The sequence below is a fragment of the Sphingobacterium siyangense genome (genome assembly GCF_007830445.1).
GTDB lineage: Bacteria > Bacteroidota > Bacteroidia > Sphingobacteriales > Sphingobacteriaceae > Sphingobacterium > Sphingobacterium siyangense.
Window position 1 is genome coordinate 135,465 of sequence record NZ_VLKR01000004.1, and the last position, 16,528, is coordinate 151,992.

Here is a 16,528-nt window from a genome sequence, read left to right on the forward strand (position 1 = left end):
GGTTTAAGTTTTCTATTTACCAATATTGTTTAATATTACACCAATTTTATTTCCATCCCATCAAATTCAACAACATCTCCTGGTCTTAATTTGAGTCTTTTCCGGTAATCAACCTGCCCATTATACTTCACATACCCTTCCGCCACAACCCATTGAGCCATAGCACCATGCTCCACCCAATTTAAAGCTTTAAGTAACTGTATAAGCTGGATATATTCGCCCTCGATTTTAAATTCTTGCATTTCACAAAAATAGTGGTTTCACTGAGGAATACAAGAATTATCATCGTTTTAATGCTTACTAAATTGCTACATTTGCCTTATTGCAAATAAAGATTATGATTGAGAATTCTGAGCCCAAGACATTATCCTTTGATAATACAGAGATTGCTTTTAAAAGTAAAAGCGATAAGGATTTGGAAAGAGCGTATTGGTTATTCAAAATAATAGCGAATAACTTCTTGACAAAAGTAGGTCCGTCAATGACCAACTTTGCCCTGAACATAGGACTGCCTATCCAAGGCATTATCCGTAAAACAATCTTCAAACATTTTTGTGGTGGAGAAACCATCGCGGGTTGCGAAGCAGCAATCAACGAATTGGGAGAGAATGGTGTAGGGACAATATTGGATTATTCCGTTGAAGGAGAAGAAACAGAAAGTGCATTTGACGCCTGCTGCGAAGAGGTATTACGTACCGTAGTTGCGGCCAGTAAAAACAAGTACATTCCATTTTCAGTATTTAAACCAACTGGATTAGGACGTTTTGAGTTATTTGAAAAGGTCAACGCCAAAGAAACTTTAACAGAGGCAGAACAAGGAGAATACCAACGCATGTTGGATCGTACTGACCGTATCTGTAAAGCATGTCATGCCGCCGGTGTAAAAGTTTTAGTGGATGCTGAACATTCATGGATTCAAGATGCGATCGATGATATTGCACGTGAAATGATGGAAAAATACAATATGGAGAAACCAATTGTATATAATACTTATCAATTGTACCGTAGTGATAAGTTGGCATCTTTGAAAGCCGACTTTGAATACGCAAAAGTTAGAGGCTTTCACATGGGTGCTAAGATCGTTCGTGGTGCCTACATGGAGATCGAACGTGCTCGTGCTGCACAAAAAGGTTATTCCGATCCCATCCAGCCAAATAAAGAAGCTTCCGATAGAGATTATAATGAAGCTATTGAATTTATCTTGGACCACCTGGACAACTTTGGGCTAATGGCGGGTACACACAATGAGGACAGTAGCATGTTATTGGCGAAGGAAATTGACAGACGTGGTATCGATAGATCCACCGATCGCATCTTCTTTGCGCAATTATTGGGTATGTCTGACAACCTGAGCTTTAACTTAGCGGCACATGGCTATAATGTTGCTAAATACATGCCTTATGGACCGGTTAAAGCGGTGATGCCATACCTTTTCCGTAGAGCACAAGAAAATACTTCCGTCGCAGGAGCGACAGGTCGGGAGCTCGGGCTTTTGATCAAAGAAAAACAAAGAAGAAAAGCTAGTCGATAACGACTAGCTTTTTTTATAATTGGCGGGCATCAAGTCCATCTACTCAAGGAACTATGCTCAAATGGTCTCCAAGAAACACCCTACTTTTGAAAAGCACAAAAGCACTTTACCTATCACTCGACTCCCCTTCATCCTTTTGAAACAAGCTAATTACAAAATCATTCCATATTCTTGAAACTATTATTTATGTTTGCAAACTTTTCCCTTAAAACAAAGTTCATACTGGAAGGGTGCTCCCCCGGAGCTTAAAAGAATACGATTTGAAATGGAAGAAAAACTTAGATTATTTGATCTTGCACGTCAACAGATGGGCAAATACCCCGATCTTGATATGTTTGCACACAAAGTGGACGGCAAGTGGAATTATATCAAAACAGCAGATTTTCTTGAACAAGTAGACAGCCTCTCCAAAGGGCTGATTGAACTTGGCGTGAAACCCAACGAGAAAGTTGGCCTCATTGCCGGCAGCAGTATGGAATGGCATTTGATTGACTTTGCAATCCAGCAAATTGGTGCAGTGGTGGTGGCCATCTATCCAAATATTACGGATACAGACTATCAATATATCTTTAATGACGCCGAAATCAGGGTTTGCATCGTCAGTAACAAAAGCCTGTACGATCGCCTGATGAATCTAACCGACTCAATCTATACATTGAAGTATATTTTTTGTATCGCAGATCAGGAAGGCACACGTAGCTGGAAAGAACTGAATGATATAGGCTCCAATTGCTCCCTAGAAAAACTAGCAGCACTACGTGACCAGGTTAAACCTGAAGATCTCGCTACCCTGATTTACACATCCGGTACAACGGGCAAACCAAAAGGCGTAATGCTGTCACACAATAATATCTTTTCCAATGTATTGGGCGCAGCAGAAATTACCCCTTGTAAAGCTTATGACCGCGGACTGACCTTCCTCCCTCCTTGTCACGCCTACGAGCGTATGGTTTTATATACCTATATGTATCTTGGCTTTACGATCTATATCGCAGAATCTTTTGACAAGATTGGTGATAATCTGAAGGAAGTAAAACCTCATATCATGACCGTTGTCCCACGTATTCTTGAAAAAGTTTATGAGAAAATCATGAAAACAGGTCATGATCTCAGTGGTTTCAAACGCAAAGTATTTGATTGGGCTGTTTCAGTTGCAGAAGAATATGATCCAAATTCTGAGAAAAGAAGTCTATCCTATAATCTCAAACTAAAGCTTGCCAAGAAACTTGTCCTTAACAAATGGTATGAAGCATTAGGTGGCGAATTACTTACCGTTGCCTCTGGATCAGCCTCTCTTCATAGTAAACTAACACGTGCCTTCTTAGCTGCAGGAATTCCATTATATGAGGGTTACGGCATGACCGAAGCCTCCCCACTCATTTCGGTCAATCATTATATCAAAGGAATACGCATAGGTACTGTTGGCCTTCCTGTCCGTTTTGTTGAAATAAAACTTGCTGAAGACGGAGAAATATTAGTAAAAGGCCCTAATGTCATGATGGGATACTATAAGAACAAGGCCGAAACGGATAAAACGATCATTGATGGATGGCTGCATACCGGAGATATAGGAAAGTGGGAAGATGAAAAATTCTTGAAAATCATTGACCGAAAAAAAGAGATGTTCAAAATTTCGGGCGGGAAGTACGTCATACCACAACCTATCGAAACCAAGCTCGTTGAATCTAAATTTATTGAACAGGCAATGGTTATCGGTGACGGGATGAAGTTTGCTTCTGCCTTTATTGTACCAAACTATGCCCATTTGTTGGATTGGGCCAGAACAGATGCTCCTGAACTTGCAACCATGACAAAGGATGATTTTCTGACTGACCCTGCCATTGTAAAAAAAGTCAATCAGGAGGTACGTCGTGCGAACCAGCACTTTGGTAACTGGGAGCAGATTAAGAAACCAATTATTTTAACAGATGAATTTACTATTGAAAATGGAGAGTTAACACCAACCTTGAAAATGAAACGAAAAGTAATTCTCGAACATCATCAAGAAGAGTTCAATAACCTCTATCAGATGGAGATGGATTAAGGATTAACAAATCAAAATTTTGACATAGCGCGCTATATTTATACGAGTAAAACATGAAATTATTAAAGGATAGAATCCTTCATGACGGTAAAAGTCTTGCAGGAGGCATACTTAAAGTAGACAACTTCATCAATCACCAGATGGACCCCGTATTGATGAAATCTATTGCGGTGGAATTTGTCCGTCGTTTTGCAGACCTCCCGATCAATAAAATCATTACAATTGAAGCAAGCGGAATAGCCCCAGCGATCATGCTTGGCTACCTTTTGGAATTACCGGTTGTATTTGTAAAAAAAGCAAAACCGACCACCATGGCTGATATGTATGTAAGCCAGGTGCATTCATTTACCAAGAACCGAACCTATGACATCTGTGTCAGCAAAGAGTTTCTTACGCCGAGCGACAATGTTCTTTTTATAGACGATTTTTTGGCCAATGGGAATGCCGCTTTTGGTATGCTCGATCTCGTTAAACAATCGGGGGCTTCAGTATTGGGCATGGGATTTATTATTGAAAAATCCTTCCAGGAAGGTGGCAAAAGATTAAGAGAATTGCCCGATTTAAGAATTGAATCGTTAGCGCGGATAAAGTCGCTTGAAGTGAATAAAGTCAGTTTCGAAGAAGAATAGCAAAAAGAAAAGCCTCATCTTCCTAAAGATTGAGGCTTTTTTATTCAAACAACAAGATAAATTCTTTCTAATCCCAACGGTAGTCGTTGTAAAAATCTTCAGGATGTCTGCTAATTGCAACATCTTTTACAATCCGGATATTGGCTGCTCCCAAGTTGACATTCAACATAAAAGAAGGTACGTTTGCTGAAAAATTCCAACGACCATTGCGCATATACACGTAACCTCCTCTGTAAGGATCGTAGAATGTTTTGTAATCTCTAAAGTATACATGGTGTCTACTATCGTAACGATGTGCACTTGCCCAGGCCGGTGCTCCATGACGGTATCCTTTTCGGTATGACTTAGCTACTTCTTTATGATACTTACGGTCTTCTTTTTCGCGTTTTTCTAAATATTTTCGATATTCCTTATCCCTTTTCTCTTCATATTTTCTACGCTCTTTGTCCTGTTTCCATTCACGTTCATGTCCACGATGTTGAGCCGAAGATTGTTGAGGAGCGATTAAAACCAGCCCTCCAATTGCCAACGCGAAGTATATCATCTTTCTCATAACAGTATAATTTAAATTTAAAAATCAATTCCACTCTGCCTGTGTTCCATTCTTTTTTACAAGCGTTTCTATGGGTATGACTTCAATGTTTGAACAAAGGTTTAATCGATCAAGATGAATTTAATTTGTGCTGCAATATATAGAATCCATTACTTCAATTTAACGTATCTTTGTACCATGTCAAATACGGGATATATCACTGAAGATACCATTGTTGCATTAGCGACATCTTCCGGAACAAATGGCGCTATTGCTGTCATACGCGTTTCGGGCCAAAATGCCATAAAAATTACGAACGAAATATTTAAAGGAAAGAACCTACTTCAACAAGCATCACATACCATCCATTTTGGAACCATACGCGATGGCGAAGAGATCATTGACGAAGTATTGGTCTCCTTATTTGTAGCTCCGAACTCCTATACGAGAGAAAATTCGGTGGAAATATCAACGCATAACTCCAAATATATTATCGAGCGCGTTGTAAATTTACTCATCAAAAAAGGAGCACGTGCCGCCCGTCCGGGAGAATTTACCCTACGTGCATTTCTCAATGGCGGAATGGATTTATCCCAAGCAGAAGCAGTTGCCGATTTAATTGCATCTAATTCTGCAGCCTCACATCAAGTGGCGATGCAGCAGATGCGTGGCGGCTTTTCCAATCAGCTTAAATCCCTTCGTGAAGATCTCATTCACTTTGCTTCACTGATTGAATTAGAGCTTGATTTTTCGGAAGAAGATGTGGAATTTGCCAACAGAGATCAGCTAAAAAATCTAATCAATAAAATACAGGTTATTGTTCAAAAATTAGTGCAGTCTTTTGAACAGGGTAACGTCCTAAAAAATGGTGTTCCTGTTGTTATTGCCGGGAAACCTAATGTAGGAAAATCAACCCTATTGAACGCTTTTTTAAACGAAGAACGTGCCATTGTTTCAGATATTGCAGGAACAACGCGCGATACCATTGAAGATGAAATTAATATTCATGGCGTCACGTTCCGATTTATTGACACAGCAGGTATACGTGAGACGGCAGATGTTATTGAAGCAAAAGGTGTTGAGCGTACCCGTGAAAAGATGAAACAGGCGAGATTGATCATTTACCTATTTGACCCTACACAGGACAAAGTCGAGGAAGTACAAGCGCAATTACCTGAAATCGAGCGCCTACAAATTCCATTTGTCACCATTATCAATAAATCAGATTTGCTTTCTGAGGCGCAAAAAGAGGTTTACAATGTCCTTAATCCGCTTTACATTTCAGCGAAAGAACAAATCGGTGTCGAGGAACTGAAAGACGAATTGATCAATCGTGTACATTTAGGAAATTTAAATACCGACGATGTCATGGTCACCAACATCCGTCACGTAGAAGCGCTACAAAAAACAGCAGATTCACTGGAACGCGTAATCTATGGGATTGACAATCCTGTCACTTCTGATTTCCTAGCGATGGATATACGCCAAGCCTTATATCATCTTGGTGAAATCACCGGAAGTGTTTCTACAGACGATTTATTGGATAATATCTTTTCCAAGTTTTGTATCGGAAAGTAAATCTTAATTAACGATAATAAACAATAACCATCATTGATTATAAATCACTTAAAATAAACATTTTAAGTGATTTTTTTCATTATTAATGTTTATCTTTAAAATGTATTACCGCTCAAATAAAACTGAATAGTCCTGGTTTTCTTCAAAATTAAACCCACCTACTTTCCAGCTATACTGTCCATTAGAATTTCTCACAGCTACATGGACTGGACTTGCCGTAGTGCTATGATTATAAAAAACAACTATTGAAGATTCACTTTTTTCGATATTAATTTTTATTACGGTATCGCATACTCTAAAAATCAGGATGCATTAAATAAATTTTGGACATATAATCAACGTAGAATATTCATTTTGTCTGCGATAATCTTTGCAATACTTCACTATAAGCGCTACAATATGACTTTTGAAAACCTATTATTAATCCCATTTTTATTGGCTTTCTATTTTTCAAGGGGTTGGATCCTAGAATATGCTAGAGCTCCATATGGATTTATTTACAGTTGCTTACTGCATATACTATATAACTTCCTTTTATCGGTCAAATATACTTTAAATAACTTCTCTAGTTATAGATTCAATTACAATAATGCATTTAGTGGTTTTTATGTACCTAAAATGGATAAATTAAAGCACGGGAGTGATTTTGACAACCTTACTGGTTACTTACATTTATTCTTACAGACTAATTTAAACGCTCCAAAGGAGACAAAGAGAAAATTCCACTGGAGATCTTTCCATTCCATTCATAGTAGTAGGCTTGCCTCCTTTTGATAATAACCTTTTTGCTCCTAGGCATCCGCTCTTTGTCCACGGGTTGTATAACAGTGATCTCGTAATGGTTGGCCTGGGTATTATTGACTTTAATTTCGATAGCTTTTTCAAAGCCGTACGAATATACACCTAACTTGTAAACGTCCTGTCTCGGAAAATTAAATGTTTTCGTTGAATCAATAACGATTTGTTTTCTTAGTCTGGAAGAAAACATGCAATGTCTATATTGCGGAACATGGACAATATTTCGATAATTTTTCTTTTTGTTAATATATATGGAAAGTAATTCGAAGTAAAACGGAGTTCTACTGCTCATCTCGTTTTTCTCATAAGTTTCCAAATAATAGTTGATCGTTACTGAAATAGAATCGTTATCTTTTTGGACTGACTTTTCCCGTACCGATACCCTGGGTAATCTTTTTTCCAGGTGTGGATTTAAAATTACTGTATCTCCCTTTACTTCCCAATCTCCTCTATTCGTATAGGATTCAAATGTATAGGGGAAAATAGGATCTGCTTCAATAAGCTCAAATGTGCTGTCTAGATTTAGAGTCAGACGGGTCGAATATTCCCCATACGTACCGAAGATCGGTTTAGAAGCTTTTTGAGCAAATACGGAGAATACTAGTGAAAAATAAAGAAGTGCTGACAACAATACTTTGATCATAATCCATTTTTCCTTTGCTTTGTTAGGGATAGAATACAAATATATCACAAAATGTTCACCTAATTTACTCTTTGTTCTTCTTAAACAGGAAAAGTTATTTTTTCACAATACTATAAACCACAACCGGAAGGCACAATACGGTTAATATTACAGAGAACCTTTTGAAGATCAGCAAATCTTTCCGTTTTTTTAATAATTCTTGGTCCGATAGTTCGCTTAATTCTTTTTCTTTCATGCTATTTTTAATTAAGATCCTATGATAAAATACTTAATAATACCTTGTAAGTTTTCTTGTTGTGTCAGCGATACAGGTATCATTTGCTAATAATGGCTTCTGATCAAATATAAATATCTTCACGAACATTTATCAAATTATTTCCTTTTTAGGATATATTGTACTTACCACAGTCTTTTATCGGTAATAATGGAGAAACAACGTCTTTAACAAATTGCCGATAGCACGATACAACAAAAAGACAAGGTCCTACCATGGTAAAACCTTGCTCTTATTAGTGAACAAAAAACATACAGATCCGGCGCAGAACGGGGGCAATAGCTAGTTGGCTTCAAGCTGAATAACCCCCGAAATTAGTCCTTCACCTTTTGCCCTTACCCGTATTTCACCTTTGTTTTTGCTCGTGACAATCGCCAAGGCTTTACCATGAAAAGCATTGCGAGAAGCTGATTGGAAGCTTGTCAGATCCGTCGTATTGCCATTGTCTGTCGCCACAATTTTTGCACCGTCTCCCTTCACCTCAAATTCGATTTTATCGTCTGCATCAGGAACGATCGTACCAAACTCGTCCACGATATAGGCATGCACAAAGGAAAGTTCTTTGTTTGCCGAATTGAAAGTCAGGTTTTCTGAAGACAATTGTATACGATGCGCTTTTGCTGCCGTACGGATCGTTTTACTTAGCAGTTTCTTGCCACCTTGAAACGATATTACTTCAATCTCCCCTGGTTCAAATTCAACGGCCTTAAATACAAGGTCGTACCGGTCTGGGTCTCTGGACTGCTCCCCTATCTTTTTACCGTTCAGATAAAGCTCCACCCGGTCAGCCTGATTAAAATACACGACGATATCTACCCGGTCACCTTGCTTCCAATTCCAATGAGGCAATACATGTAAGATCGGCTTTTCTGTCCATACGCTTTGATACAGATAGTAGACATCTTTCGGAAACCCGGCTAGATCCACAATACCAAAGTACGAACTTCGTGCCGGCCAGGTGTACGGTGTGGGTTCGCCGAGATAATCAAATCCCGTCCATACATACATCCCAGCAATATGGTCATACCTTTCCATCAACCTCAAGCTTGTCTGATGATTTGAACCCCATGGTGTGAATACATTGTCGTAAGCCGATATGTTCCTGTCTTCATTCCCGCCAGAAAAAGGAATATCCCATCGTTCAGGCCACATGCGGCTAGAATCATAAGGAACCAAATCATACGTTCCGCGGCTTTCCAACGCCGAAGTGCTTTCCGTTACGATAAACTTCTTTCCGGGGTGATCCTGTGGGAAGCTTGCCCATTTCTTATGGTTATAGTTGTAGCCAATCAGATCTACCGCCGAACTCATCAGCACCGGATTGGCTTTGGAGAGCTCATTATTGGCAATGGTGGTTGGACGTGTGCCATCTAGACTATCGACGATTGCTGCCAGCGCGATCGGAATCGCTGTACCATCAGCTTTGGAATGCCATTGCTCCTGCGCTTCATTGCCCAGGCACCAAATAAACAGCGACGGATGATTCCGATCCCTTTTGACATGGTCAACAAAGTCCCGCTTGTACCATTCGTCCCAGTATAAATGATAGTCATAAGGGTTTTTATGCCCTTTCCAGACATCGAAAGTTTCACTCATCACGACAAAACCCAAGCTGTCGCAAAGGTCCAAAAACGCTGGAGCCGCAGGGTTGTGTGAGGTGCGTATCCCATTGACCCCCATTGCTTTCATGATGCGGAGCTGACGTAATGCTGCCGACGTATTGAATGCCATGCCCAAAGCGCCGAGATCACTATGTAAACAGACACCCCGGATTTTAAGCTGCCTCCCATTCAGTATAAAGCCCCGTTGCTGATCGAAGCTAAAATTACGTAAGCCAAATTTCGTAAGCTGTTCATCTAAAACCCGACCATCAACAATAAGTTTAATTTTTGCAGTATATTGATAGGGATTTTCAATACCCCATAAGACGGGATTTTCGAGGACTATCTGCTGAGCGATGGAGTACAGACCTGCTTTGACAGCGCTCAACATGGTACGTTCGCTTGCGACAACAGCACCTTGAGCCGAAAGAACCTCTGTCAGTAGCGTAATCTTTTTTGATTCCTCAAGGTTATGCTCAATTTCCAGGGAGAGATCCACGACAGCACGTTTCTCACTGAGCTGCCCAGCTCTTATGAAGGTACTGTTCGTTCCTATGCTGACTGGATTCCGGCTGATTAATTTGACATCCCGATAGATCCCCGACCCCGAATAGAAACGCGAGTTGGGCTGATTCTTATTGTTTACTTTTACTGAAAGCAGGTTGTCTCTACCATCCCAGTATAAATAAGGGGAAAGCTCATATTCAAATCCGATATAACCATTGGGTCTTTTTCCTAAAAAATGCCCATTGATCCAGACTTCACTGTTTTCGTACACACCTTCGAATGCAATAAATATCCGTTGCCCGTACTCAGCCTGAGCCAGCTTAAACGTTTTTTGATACCATCCTACGCCACCATCGAGGTAAGCAGCCCCGCTACCTGCGGGGCTGTTTTCTCTAAATGGCATTTCGATACTCCAGTCATGGGGTAGATCGAGTTTTCGCCAGCCCTCTCCTTTTCGTCCATGGCCATATTGCTGGCTGCTGTCCAGTTTAAACCACCAGCCCCCATTAAAATCAATAACCTTTCTGGACTGTCCCCTTAAGGAGACCGTCGCCCCCAATAACAGGAAGAGCAGGATCATCATTCGGCTATATCCTGTGTGAAATAGTCGCTTCAACATAGGCTTATTTAGTCTTATTGGTATCCGAGGCATTTTCGGTCAAACTCTCCTTGTAGGCCTTGCTGATAAAATTAAAGGTCAGCATAGCTGCTCCGTCGTTCGAAAGCACAGGATCCCGCAATACCGCCAGTTGCATCGTATTCTCGGTCAGCGACATAATACGGACATCGCCCCAGTCGACAACGATCCCATCTTGTGGCTTTCCATGTAAAGGCGAAGCGCCGGTCATACGGATGGTTTTCTTTTCGGTATCGATATTAAAAGTCCCCTTCTGGACTTTCCCCAGCATAGCATGATTCACATTGATGTTTGCACCGCCTTTCAGATCAAAAGTCATACTTCCATAATCACCGGCAGGCATAAGCCAGCTATTGCCTTTCCAATCGGGTTCCCAGCTCCAGCTATCGCTATTTAAAGGCGCGGCTGTTTTATTGATGCTTCCCCACCAGTCACCGGTGCCGTAAAAATACATTGGACCTTTAAAGTAGCGGGAAATACCCTCAGCATCCAGATCGAGGTACCAGGTTTTCTCTTCCCCTGCCCCGCCCGTCAATAAGCTCCAGGTCTCGTCACTGATAAACTCGGCATACATCTGATCGATTTTAAATGTCACAGGCTCGCCATAGACAATACCACCACGCGTCTCGACACCAAATTTAACGGTGTACTCACCGGGAAAAGGCATTTTCAGGGTTACCTTTTTCTCCTGACTCCGTCCTTGTGGATGTTCCCACAATGGGGTGTATTTTGAATCCATCAAGCTGGTTAAATACACAATATTGGGATTGCTGGCGTCATGTTCAACGATAAAGGCCTTTCCCTTCTCCAACTGCGCCGAAGTGACATCAATGTCTCCCAGTGTATAATTCTCGGGAGAACAGGCTCCAAAGAGTACCATCGCCGCAAAAAAGCAGATGGCATATGTGAATATCTTTTTCATGTTTGTCTAGTTATAATTCAACCAATAGTAAGTCCTAGTATACCTGTGTTTAGTTCCATCCAGCATTTTGCTTCAGTACACCATTGGATAAGGTAATCTGCTTGTTAGGTATTTGCATAAATCCTTTCGTTGTCAAAAAACGCTCTTTAGTCACAGTGACCTTCTCCGGTACAGATCCACTGAGCACATCTTCGGTTGTTTCCAGTGTAGCGGCGGCATTATTCAGCCCCTGCCGCAATACATCCCAATAGCGGATACCTTCAAACGCAAATTCAAATTTTCTTTCCTTCAGAATATTGTTTTTTGAAACTGCTAGCGACACAAAATTGGTCTTATACGCTCTTTTCCTTACCTCGTCAAAGTATTTCTGTGCGTTTGCGGAACCAAGTTCTGCCGCCATAAGCAAGACATCAGCATAGCGGATGACAAAGTAATCCTGGTCTTGGGACAGTTGCATATCCTTATCCCCTCCAGTATTGGTGGTGCCGTCCGGCAATGCTGTGGGGGCGTATTTTTTTATGGTGTAACCTGTATACTCACGCTGGTCTTTCAGATCAAATCCCGTGATATTCTCGCCATCGATATCAATAATTGAGGCAGTTTTGCGTGTATCCATGTTGTCAAACTCATTGAAGAACTTTTTGCTTACCGTACATGCCCCCCATCCTTGGCCATAAGGCGACCAATTTTTACCGCGCAAGCCCAGAAAGACGACCCAGCGGTTGCCGTCAACATAACCGTTGTAGTTCGATGTATTGTTGAATTTCTGTGCAAATACAACCTCAGCATTTCCCTTACCGGCATATTTGGAGATATCTAGCGTATTATTGCTTGCATTGGGGATATAACTCGCTGCCGGCCACAGATTTTTAAAATCTGCCACCAGCGCAAACTGGCCGCTGCTGATAACTTCTTCGAGTCCCGCCAGGGCTTCGACCTTGGAGACACCGATATCTTCGCCGCCATAATAGCCTGCATAAAATAGATAAACACGGGCCAGTAGCGCTTTAGCAGCAAATGGAGTTGCCCGACCATCATTGGTTGCCGCAGCTGACTTGGGGTAAGCTGTTGCTGGTATATTGGCAGCCGCAAATTTAAGGTCTGAAACAATCAGTTGATAAATCGCTTTGGGGTCCGACTGTGGAATATTCTCATTGGTCGGGCTCGTTAGCAAAGGGATGTTTTCGAATAGACGGACGAGATCAAAGTACATGGTGGCCCGCAGGAATTTCGTTTCCCCTTCGATACGCGCCCGCGCTGTTGTGTTGCCTGAAAAATCAGTGCCGTCCAATTTTCCCAATAGCGTATTGCAGCGAAAAATTCCCGCATAGTAATCAGACCAGGTACCATCAAAGATATTATTGTCCGATTGGGACTGCGCAATATCAAAACGGTCTATTGCCTGAAATGAGCGACCGTCTGTTGTACCTGTTCCGCCAAAACAATTGTCGGCGGCCACCTCTGCTGTCAGATAGAAAGACTGGCTCCCATTGGAGGTCGTCCGTTGATAACCATCATAGCAGCCGACCAGAGCCATGTCGGCATCGGCTACCGTTTTATAAAAATTGCTTTCCAAAACGCTTGTCATCGGTTCGACATCCAAAAAACTGGATGAACATGATCCTAAGATTAAGGATCCAAATAACATGGAATGATAGATATAGCTCGTTTTTTTCATGATTTCTTGTGTTTAGAATTTAACATTTAGGCCAAATAATACAGTCCTTGGTCTTGGATAGTAACCGAGGTCGATACCCGATACCCAACCATCTGTTCCATAACCAATCTCGGGATCCATCCCATCATATTTGGTGAACGTCAACAGGTTTTGACCTTGTACGTAGAAGCGGATCTGATTAGCATACTTCCATTTGATCAGTTTCGACAGATCATAACCTAAGGTCACATTGCTGATCCGAAGAAAGTCTCCATCCTGAATATAAAGGTCTGAAAACTGCCAATTGACATTAGTTTCCGTAACACGGGGGATCGTACTGGAAGTACCTTCCCCGGTCCATCGGTCTAATATTCGTGTGGTATAGTTTGCTTGTTTATTGGCATGATTGCGGTAAGACTGTACAATTTTGTTTCCAAGGGAACCATAGGCATTCACCGAGAAATCAAATCCTTTATAATCCAGTCCAATATTAAATCCATAGGTAAAATTAGGCATGCCCACGCCCAAATTTGTCTTATCCGAGGCATTGATAATACCATCGTTATTCTGATCTACATATTTCACATCGCCCGGTTTTACATCCGCTTGAAGGATACCTTTTCCGGCTGTTTTCCAGGCGTCGATCTCGGCTTGGTTCTGGAATAGACCGTCTGTTTTATACCCCCAGAAGTAGCCAATGGGCAGGCCGTTTGCGGCGCGGTAAAATTCTTCCGAGTTATCGTATAACATGGCTGTCTGTCCGTGGATAATACCATCTTCTGTTGGTATCTGTCCCACCTTATTTTTGTTATAGGCACCATTTACCCCAATGCGATACTTGACTTCATTGATCTTATCCGCCCAATTTAGTCCCAGTTCCACCCCTGTATTCTTCACGTCACCGCCATTGATAAAAGGGGGCAACGTTCCGGTTGTCGCCAAAACAGGCGCTGTAACCAACCAGTTTTTCGTCTTTTTGACATAAAAGTCGGCAACAACATCCAGACGGCTGTTCGCAAATTTGGCATCAAATCCGATATTGGTCTGTTCGGAAGTTTCCCAGGTCAGATTCGGATTGGATAAGCGGCTCGGATAAGCCCCGGCAATATTATTGTTGCTCGTTCCAAAGACATAATGTGCGCCGGGGTTGGACGATGTAATGCCTGTTGAGGTACTGATTGGTGCCGCATATTGAAAATCAGCGATATCCTGATTGCCCACTTGCCCCCATGAAGCGCGGAGTTTAAAGAAGTTTACAGCCGCTAAATGTTCTTTAAAAAACTCTTCCGAAGAAATTACCCAGCCTGCCGATACCGAAGGGAAATATCCCCAGCGGTTGCTGCGCGAAAATTTAGAGGATCCATCTGCACGCAATGTAGCATTCAACAGGTACTTTTCTTTATAATTGTAGCCTAGCCGTCCAAAGTACGAGACCCTACGGGTGATGTTCTCAGGTTTTCCAGACACCGTACGCGTTTCAACGACGTTTCCTTTTTCATCCAGGTGTGCCTGGCCTGTAGTATTGTCCAGGTAAGCATGTGCAAAATCATTGAACTGCGAAAGCAGATTCCAGTTGGACCCCGAAAGGTAAGTTCCCTGGTAACGTAGCGATTCCATACCGACCATCGCCGAAAAGCGATGATCCGTATTGATATCAAAGTCATAAGAAGCTGTATTTGTCCAGGTCAGCGTATGACCTTTGCTCATGTTCTGCGAGGTTGTTGTATGATCTTGGTTGTAGGTGTAGATGGAGAAGCGGTATAAGGGCGTAAAACTTCTGTATTCTGAAGCATAATAGTTGAATCCCAGCAATGACCGCACCTTTAGGCCTTTGATCGGTTCGATTTCCGCAAAGATATCGGCCAATAATTTTTGGCCATCATTGGCGTTGTTCGAATTGGTCATCATCACCCCATATGGATTGCTGTCCCCATTGTACCAAGGTGAATTGGAAGTATCATTGAAAGGACTTCCGTACAAACCGTTGTCTGAATACACCGGTGACAAGGGCGAAGTGGCAAACGCACCACGCAGCGTATTGCTGTACTGATTGCCGACACTGATGCCTCGATTTTTGATGTAATTAAAGTTGAGGTGCTGACCTATTTTCACAAAGTTATCGAAGAGTTTATGTTCCGAATTCGTCCGGAAACCATAACGCTGATAGTTGGAAACATCTTTACCACCGACAATCCCCTCCTGACCAATATAATTCATCGATAAGGCGTAGGTGGATTTTTCATTGCCGCCGGTCAGGGCAACATTGTAATTGTCCATTTTTGCATTATCCTTGAACATATAATCCATCCAATTGGTATTGGCCAGACCGTCCATGCCGTTAAAATCAATCACCGCGGCCCCCGAATTCAGCGATTGCTCATTCATGATCAGCTTGTACTGATCTGCATCCAGCAATTTTGCTTTACGCGAAACGTTCTGAATACCCGTATAGCCATCAAACGACAGCACGTTTTTTCCCGCAGCGCCCATTTTGGTGGTGACCAGGATAACCCCATTGGCAGCCTGCGAACCATAGATGGCGGCCGAAGCTGCGTCTTTCAGTACGTCGATAGATTGGATATCGGCCGCATTCAAGACCGAAATATCACCTCCCGGAACGCCGTCGATGACGTACAAGGGGCCCGAATTACCGATTGTTCCCAACCCCCGGACGACGACCTTCATATCTGCTCCCGGCTGACCGGAAGTTGATGTAATGGATACACCCGGTGCTTGTCCCTGAAGCGACTGCAGCGGGTTCAATTGATTGCGCTTCTGCAGTTCTTCACCCTCCACCTTCAAATTGGCTCCTGTATTCAGTTTTTTCTTTTGTACACCGTAGCCAATGACTACCACCTCTTCGAGATCGGAAGCTTGCGGCTGTAGGCGGATCACCATATTGGGACCAGTAATTTTAACTTCCTCCGTTTTGTACCCTACGTAAGTAATGGTCAATACAGTCCCTGTGCTGGCTGCAATAGAAAACTTGCCCGATTCATCGCTGCTCGTTGAAATCTTCTGATTCTTTACGCTGATACTCGCGCCCCCGATCGGCAATCCTGAATCAGCCGAAACAACCGATCCGGTGAAGGATTGTGCCCAGACCAAAGAGGTCACGCTGGTCATGACAACGACGGCCATGCCCCTGCTCAACAATTGTTTGCTTATCATATGT

At 42.1% G+C, this 16,528-nt stretch carries 12 protein-coding genes; 5 read left to right on the top strand and 7 right to left on the bottom strand.

All coding sequences use genetic code 11. The features are described 5' to 3' along the window. Positions 1-35: 35 nt before the first annotated feature. Positions 36-242, bottom strand: coding sequence for an RNA-binding S4 domain-containing protein (locus IQ31_RS05880; RefSeq protein ID WP_088161117.1), 207 nt, complete (start codon positions 240-242; stop codon positions 36-38). 95 nt (positions 243-337) lie between these two features. Here IQ31_RS05880 and IQ31_RS05885 point away from each other — a divergent pair, with 95 nt between their 5' ends. From IQ31_RS05885 to xpt, 3 genes are all read left to right on the top strand, one after another. Then, positions 338-1,531 (top strand): proline dehydrogenase family protein, encoded by a 1,194-nt coding sequence (locus tag IQ31_RS05885; RefSeq protein WP_075992054.1) that lies wholly within the window; start codon positions 338-340, stop codon positions 1,529-1,531. A 265-nt stretch (positions 1,532-1,796) separates the two neighbouring features. Beyond that, positions 1,797-3,575, top strand: coding sequence for an AMP-dependent synthetase/ligase (locus tag IQ31_RS05890; RefSeq protein ID WP_145327424.1), 1,779 nt, complete (start codon positions 1,797-1,799; stop codon positions 3,573-3,575). Between the two features lie 53 nt (positions 3,576-3,628). After that, positions 3,629-4,204, top strand: coding sequence for a xanthine phosphoribosyltransferase (gene xpt / locus IQ31_RS05895; RefSeq protein WP_088161115.1), 576 nt, complete (start codon positions 3,629-3,631; stop codon positions 4,202-4,204). Positions 4,205-4,271: 67 nt separating this feature from the next. On the opposite strand, the gene IQ31_RS05900 is transcribed toward xpt, so the two are convergent. Continuing rightward, positions 4,272-4,757, bottom strand: coding sequence for a hypothetical protein (locus tag IQ31_RS05900; RefSeq protein WP_120334634.1), 486 nt, complete (start codon positions 4,755-4,757; stop codon positions 4,272-4,274). Between the two features lie 177 nt (positions 4,758-4,934). On the opposite strand from IQ31_RS05900, the gene mnmE reads away from it, so the two are divergent. Both mnmE and IQ31_RS28200 read left to right on the top strand, forming a co-directional pair. Then, on the top strand, positions 4,935-6,314 hold the full coding sequence (mnmE, locus tag IQ31_RS05905; protein ID WP_120334635.1) for a tRNA uridine-5-carboxymethylaminomethyl(34) synthesis GTPase MnmE: 1,380 nt from the start codon (positions 4,935-4,937) through the stop codon (positions 6,312-6,314). Between the two features lie 285 nt (positions 6,315-6,599). Next, positions 6,600-7,088 (top strand): CPBP family glutamic-type intramembrane protease, encoded by a 489-nt coding sequence (locus IQ31_RS28200; protein WP_414711783.1) that lies wholly within the window; start codon positions 6,600-6,602, stop codon positions 7,086-7,088. Here the strand turns inward: IQ31_RS28200 and IQ31_RS05915 are convergent. From IQ31_RS05915 to IQ31_RS05935, 5 genes are all read right to left on the bottom strand, one after another. After that, positions 7,000-7,755, bottom strand: coding sequence for a copper resistance protein NlpE (locus IQ31_RS05915; RefSeq protein WP_145327425.1), 756 nt, complete (start codon positions 7,753-7,755; stop codon positions 7,000-7,002). The two genes, IQ31_RS28200 and IQ31_RS05915, sit on opposite strands and share 89 nt — an antisense overlap. Positions 7,756-8,311: 556 nt before the next feature. Further along, positions 8,312-10,756: a glycoside hydrolase family 2 TIM barrel-domain containing protein gene (locus IQ31_RS05920; protein WP_158638804.1), complete on the bottom strand. Its 2,445-nt coding sequence runs from the start codon at positions 10,754-10,756 to the stop codon at positions 8,312-8,314. 4 nt (positions 10,757-10,760) lie between these two features. Further along, entirely contained in the window at positions 10,761-11,696 is a 936-nt protein-coding gene (locus tag IQ31_RS05925; RefSeq protein WP_145327427.1) for a hypothetical protein, read from the bottom strand. A gap of 49 nt (positions 11,697-11,745) precedes the next feature. Beyond that, positions 11,746-13,374, bottom strand: coding sequence for a RagB/SusD family nutrient uptake outer membrane protein (locus IQ31_RS05930; protein ID WP_145327428.1), 1,629 nt, complete (start codon positions 13,372-13,374; stop codon positions 11,746-11,748). 12 nt (positions 13,375-13,386) lie between these two features. Next, positions 13,387-16,524 (bottom strand): SusC/RagA family TonB-linked outer membrane protein, encoded by a 3,138-nt coding sequence (locus IQ31_RS05935; protein WP_208734130.1) that lies wholly within the window; start codon positions 16,522-16,524, stop codon positions 13,387-13,389. Between the last annotated feature and the right edge of the window lie 4 nt (positions 16,525-16,528).

Excerpts from the sequence above, each read along its gene's own strand:
- IQ31_RS05880 (WP_088161117.1), bottom strand. The coding sequence starts at position 242 with ATGCAAGAATTTAAAATCGAGGGCGAATATATCCAGCTTATACAGTTA.
- IQ31_RS05885 (WP_075992054.1), top strand. The coding sequence starts at position 338 with ATGATTGAGAATTCTGAGCCCAAGACATTATCCTTTGATAATACAGAG.
- IQ31_RS05890 (WP_145327424.1), top strand. The coding sequence starts at position 1,797 with ATGGAAGAAAAACTTAGATTATTTGATCTTGCACGTCAACAGATGGGC.
- xpt (WP_088161115.1), top strand. The coding sequence starts at position 3,629 with ATGAAATTATTAAAGGATAGAATCCTTCATGACGGTAAAAGTCTTGCA.
- IQ31_RS05900 (WP_120334634.1), bottom strand. The coding sequence starts at position 4,757 with ATGAGAAAGATGATATACTTCGCGTTGGCAATTGGAGGGCTGGTTTTA.
- mnmE (WP_120334635.1), top strand. The coding sequence starts at position 4,935 with ATGTCAAATACGGGATATATCACTGAAGATACCATTGTTGCATTAGCG.
- IQ31_RS05915 (WP_145327425.1), bottom strand. The coding sequence starts at position 7,755 with ATGATCAAAGTATTGTTGTCAGCACTTCTTTATTTTTCACTAGTATTC.
- IQ31_RS05920 (WP_158638804.1), bottom strand. The coding sequence starts at position 10,756 with ATGTTGAAGCGACTATTTCACACAGGATATAGCCGAATGATGATCCTG.
- IQ31_RS05925 (WP_145327427.1), bottom strand. The coding sequence starts at position 11,696 with ATGAAAAAGATATTCACATATGCCATCTGCTTTTTTGCGGCGATGGTA.
- IQ31_RS05930 (WP_145327428.1), bottom strand. The coding sequence starts at position 13,374 with ATGAAAAAAACGAGCTATATCTATCATTCCATGTTATTTGGATCCTTA.
- IQ31_RS05935 (WP_208734130.1), bottom strand. The coding sequence starts at position 16,524 with ATGATAAGCAAACAATTGTTGAGCAGGGGCATGGCCGTCGTTGTCATG.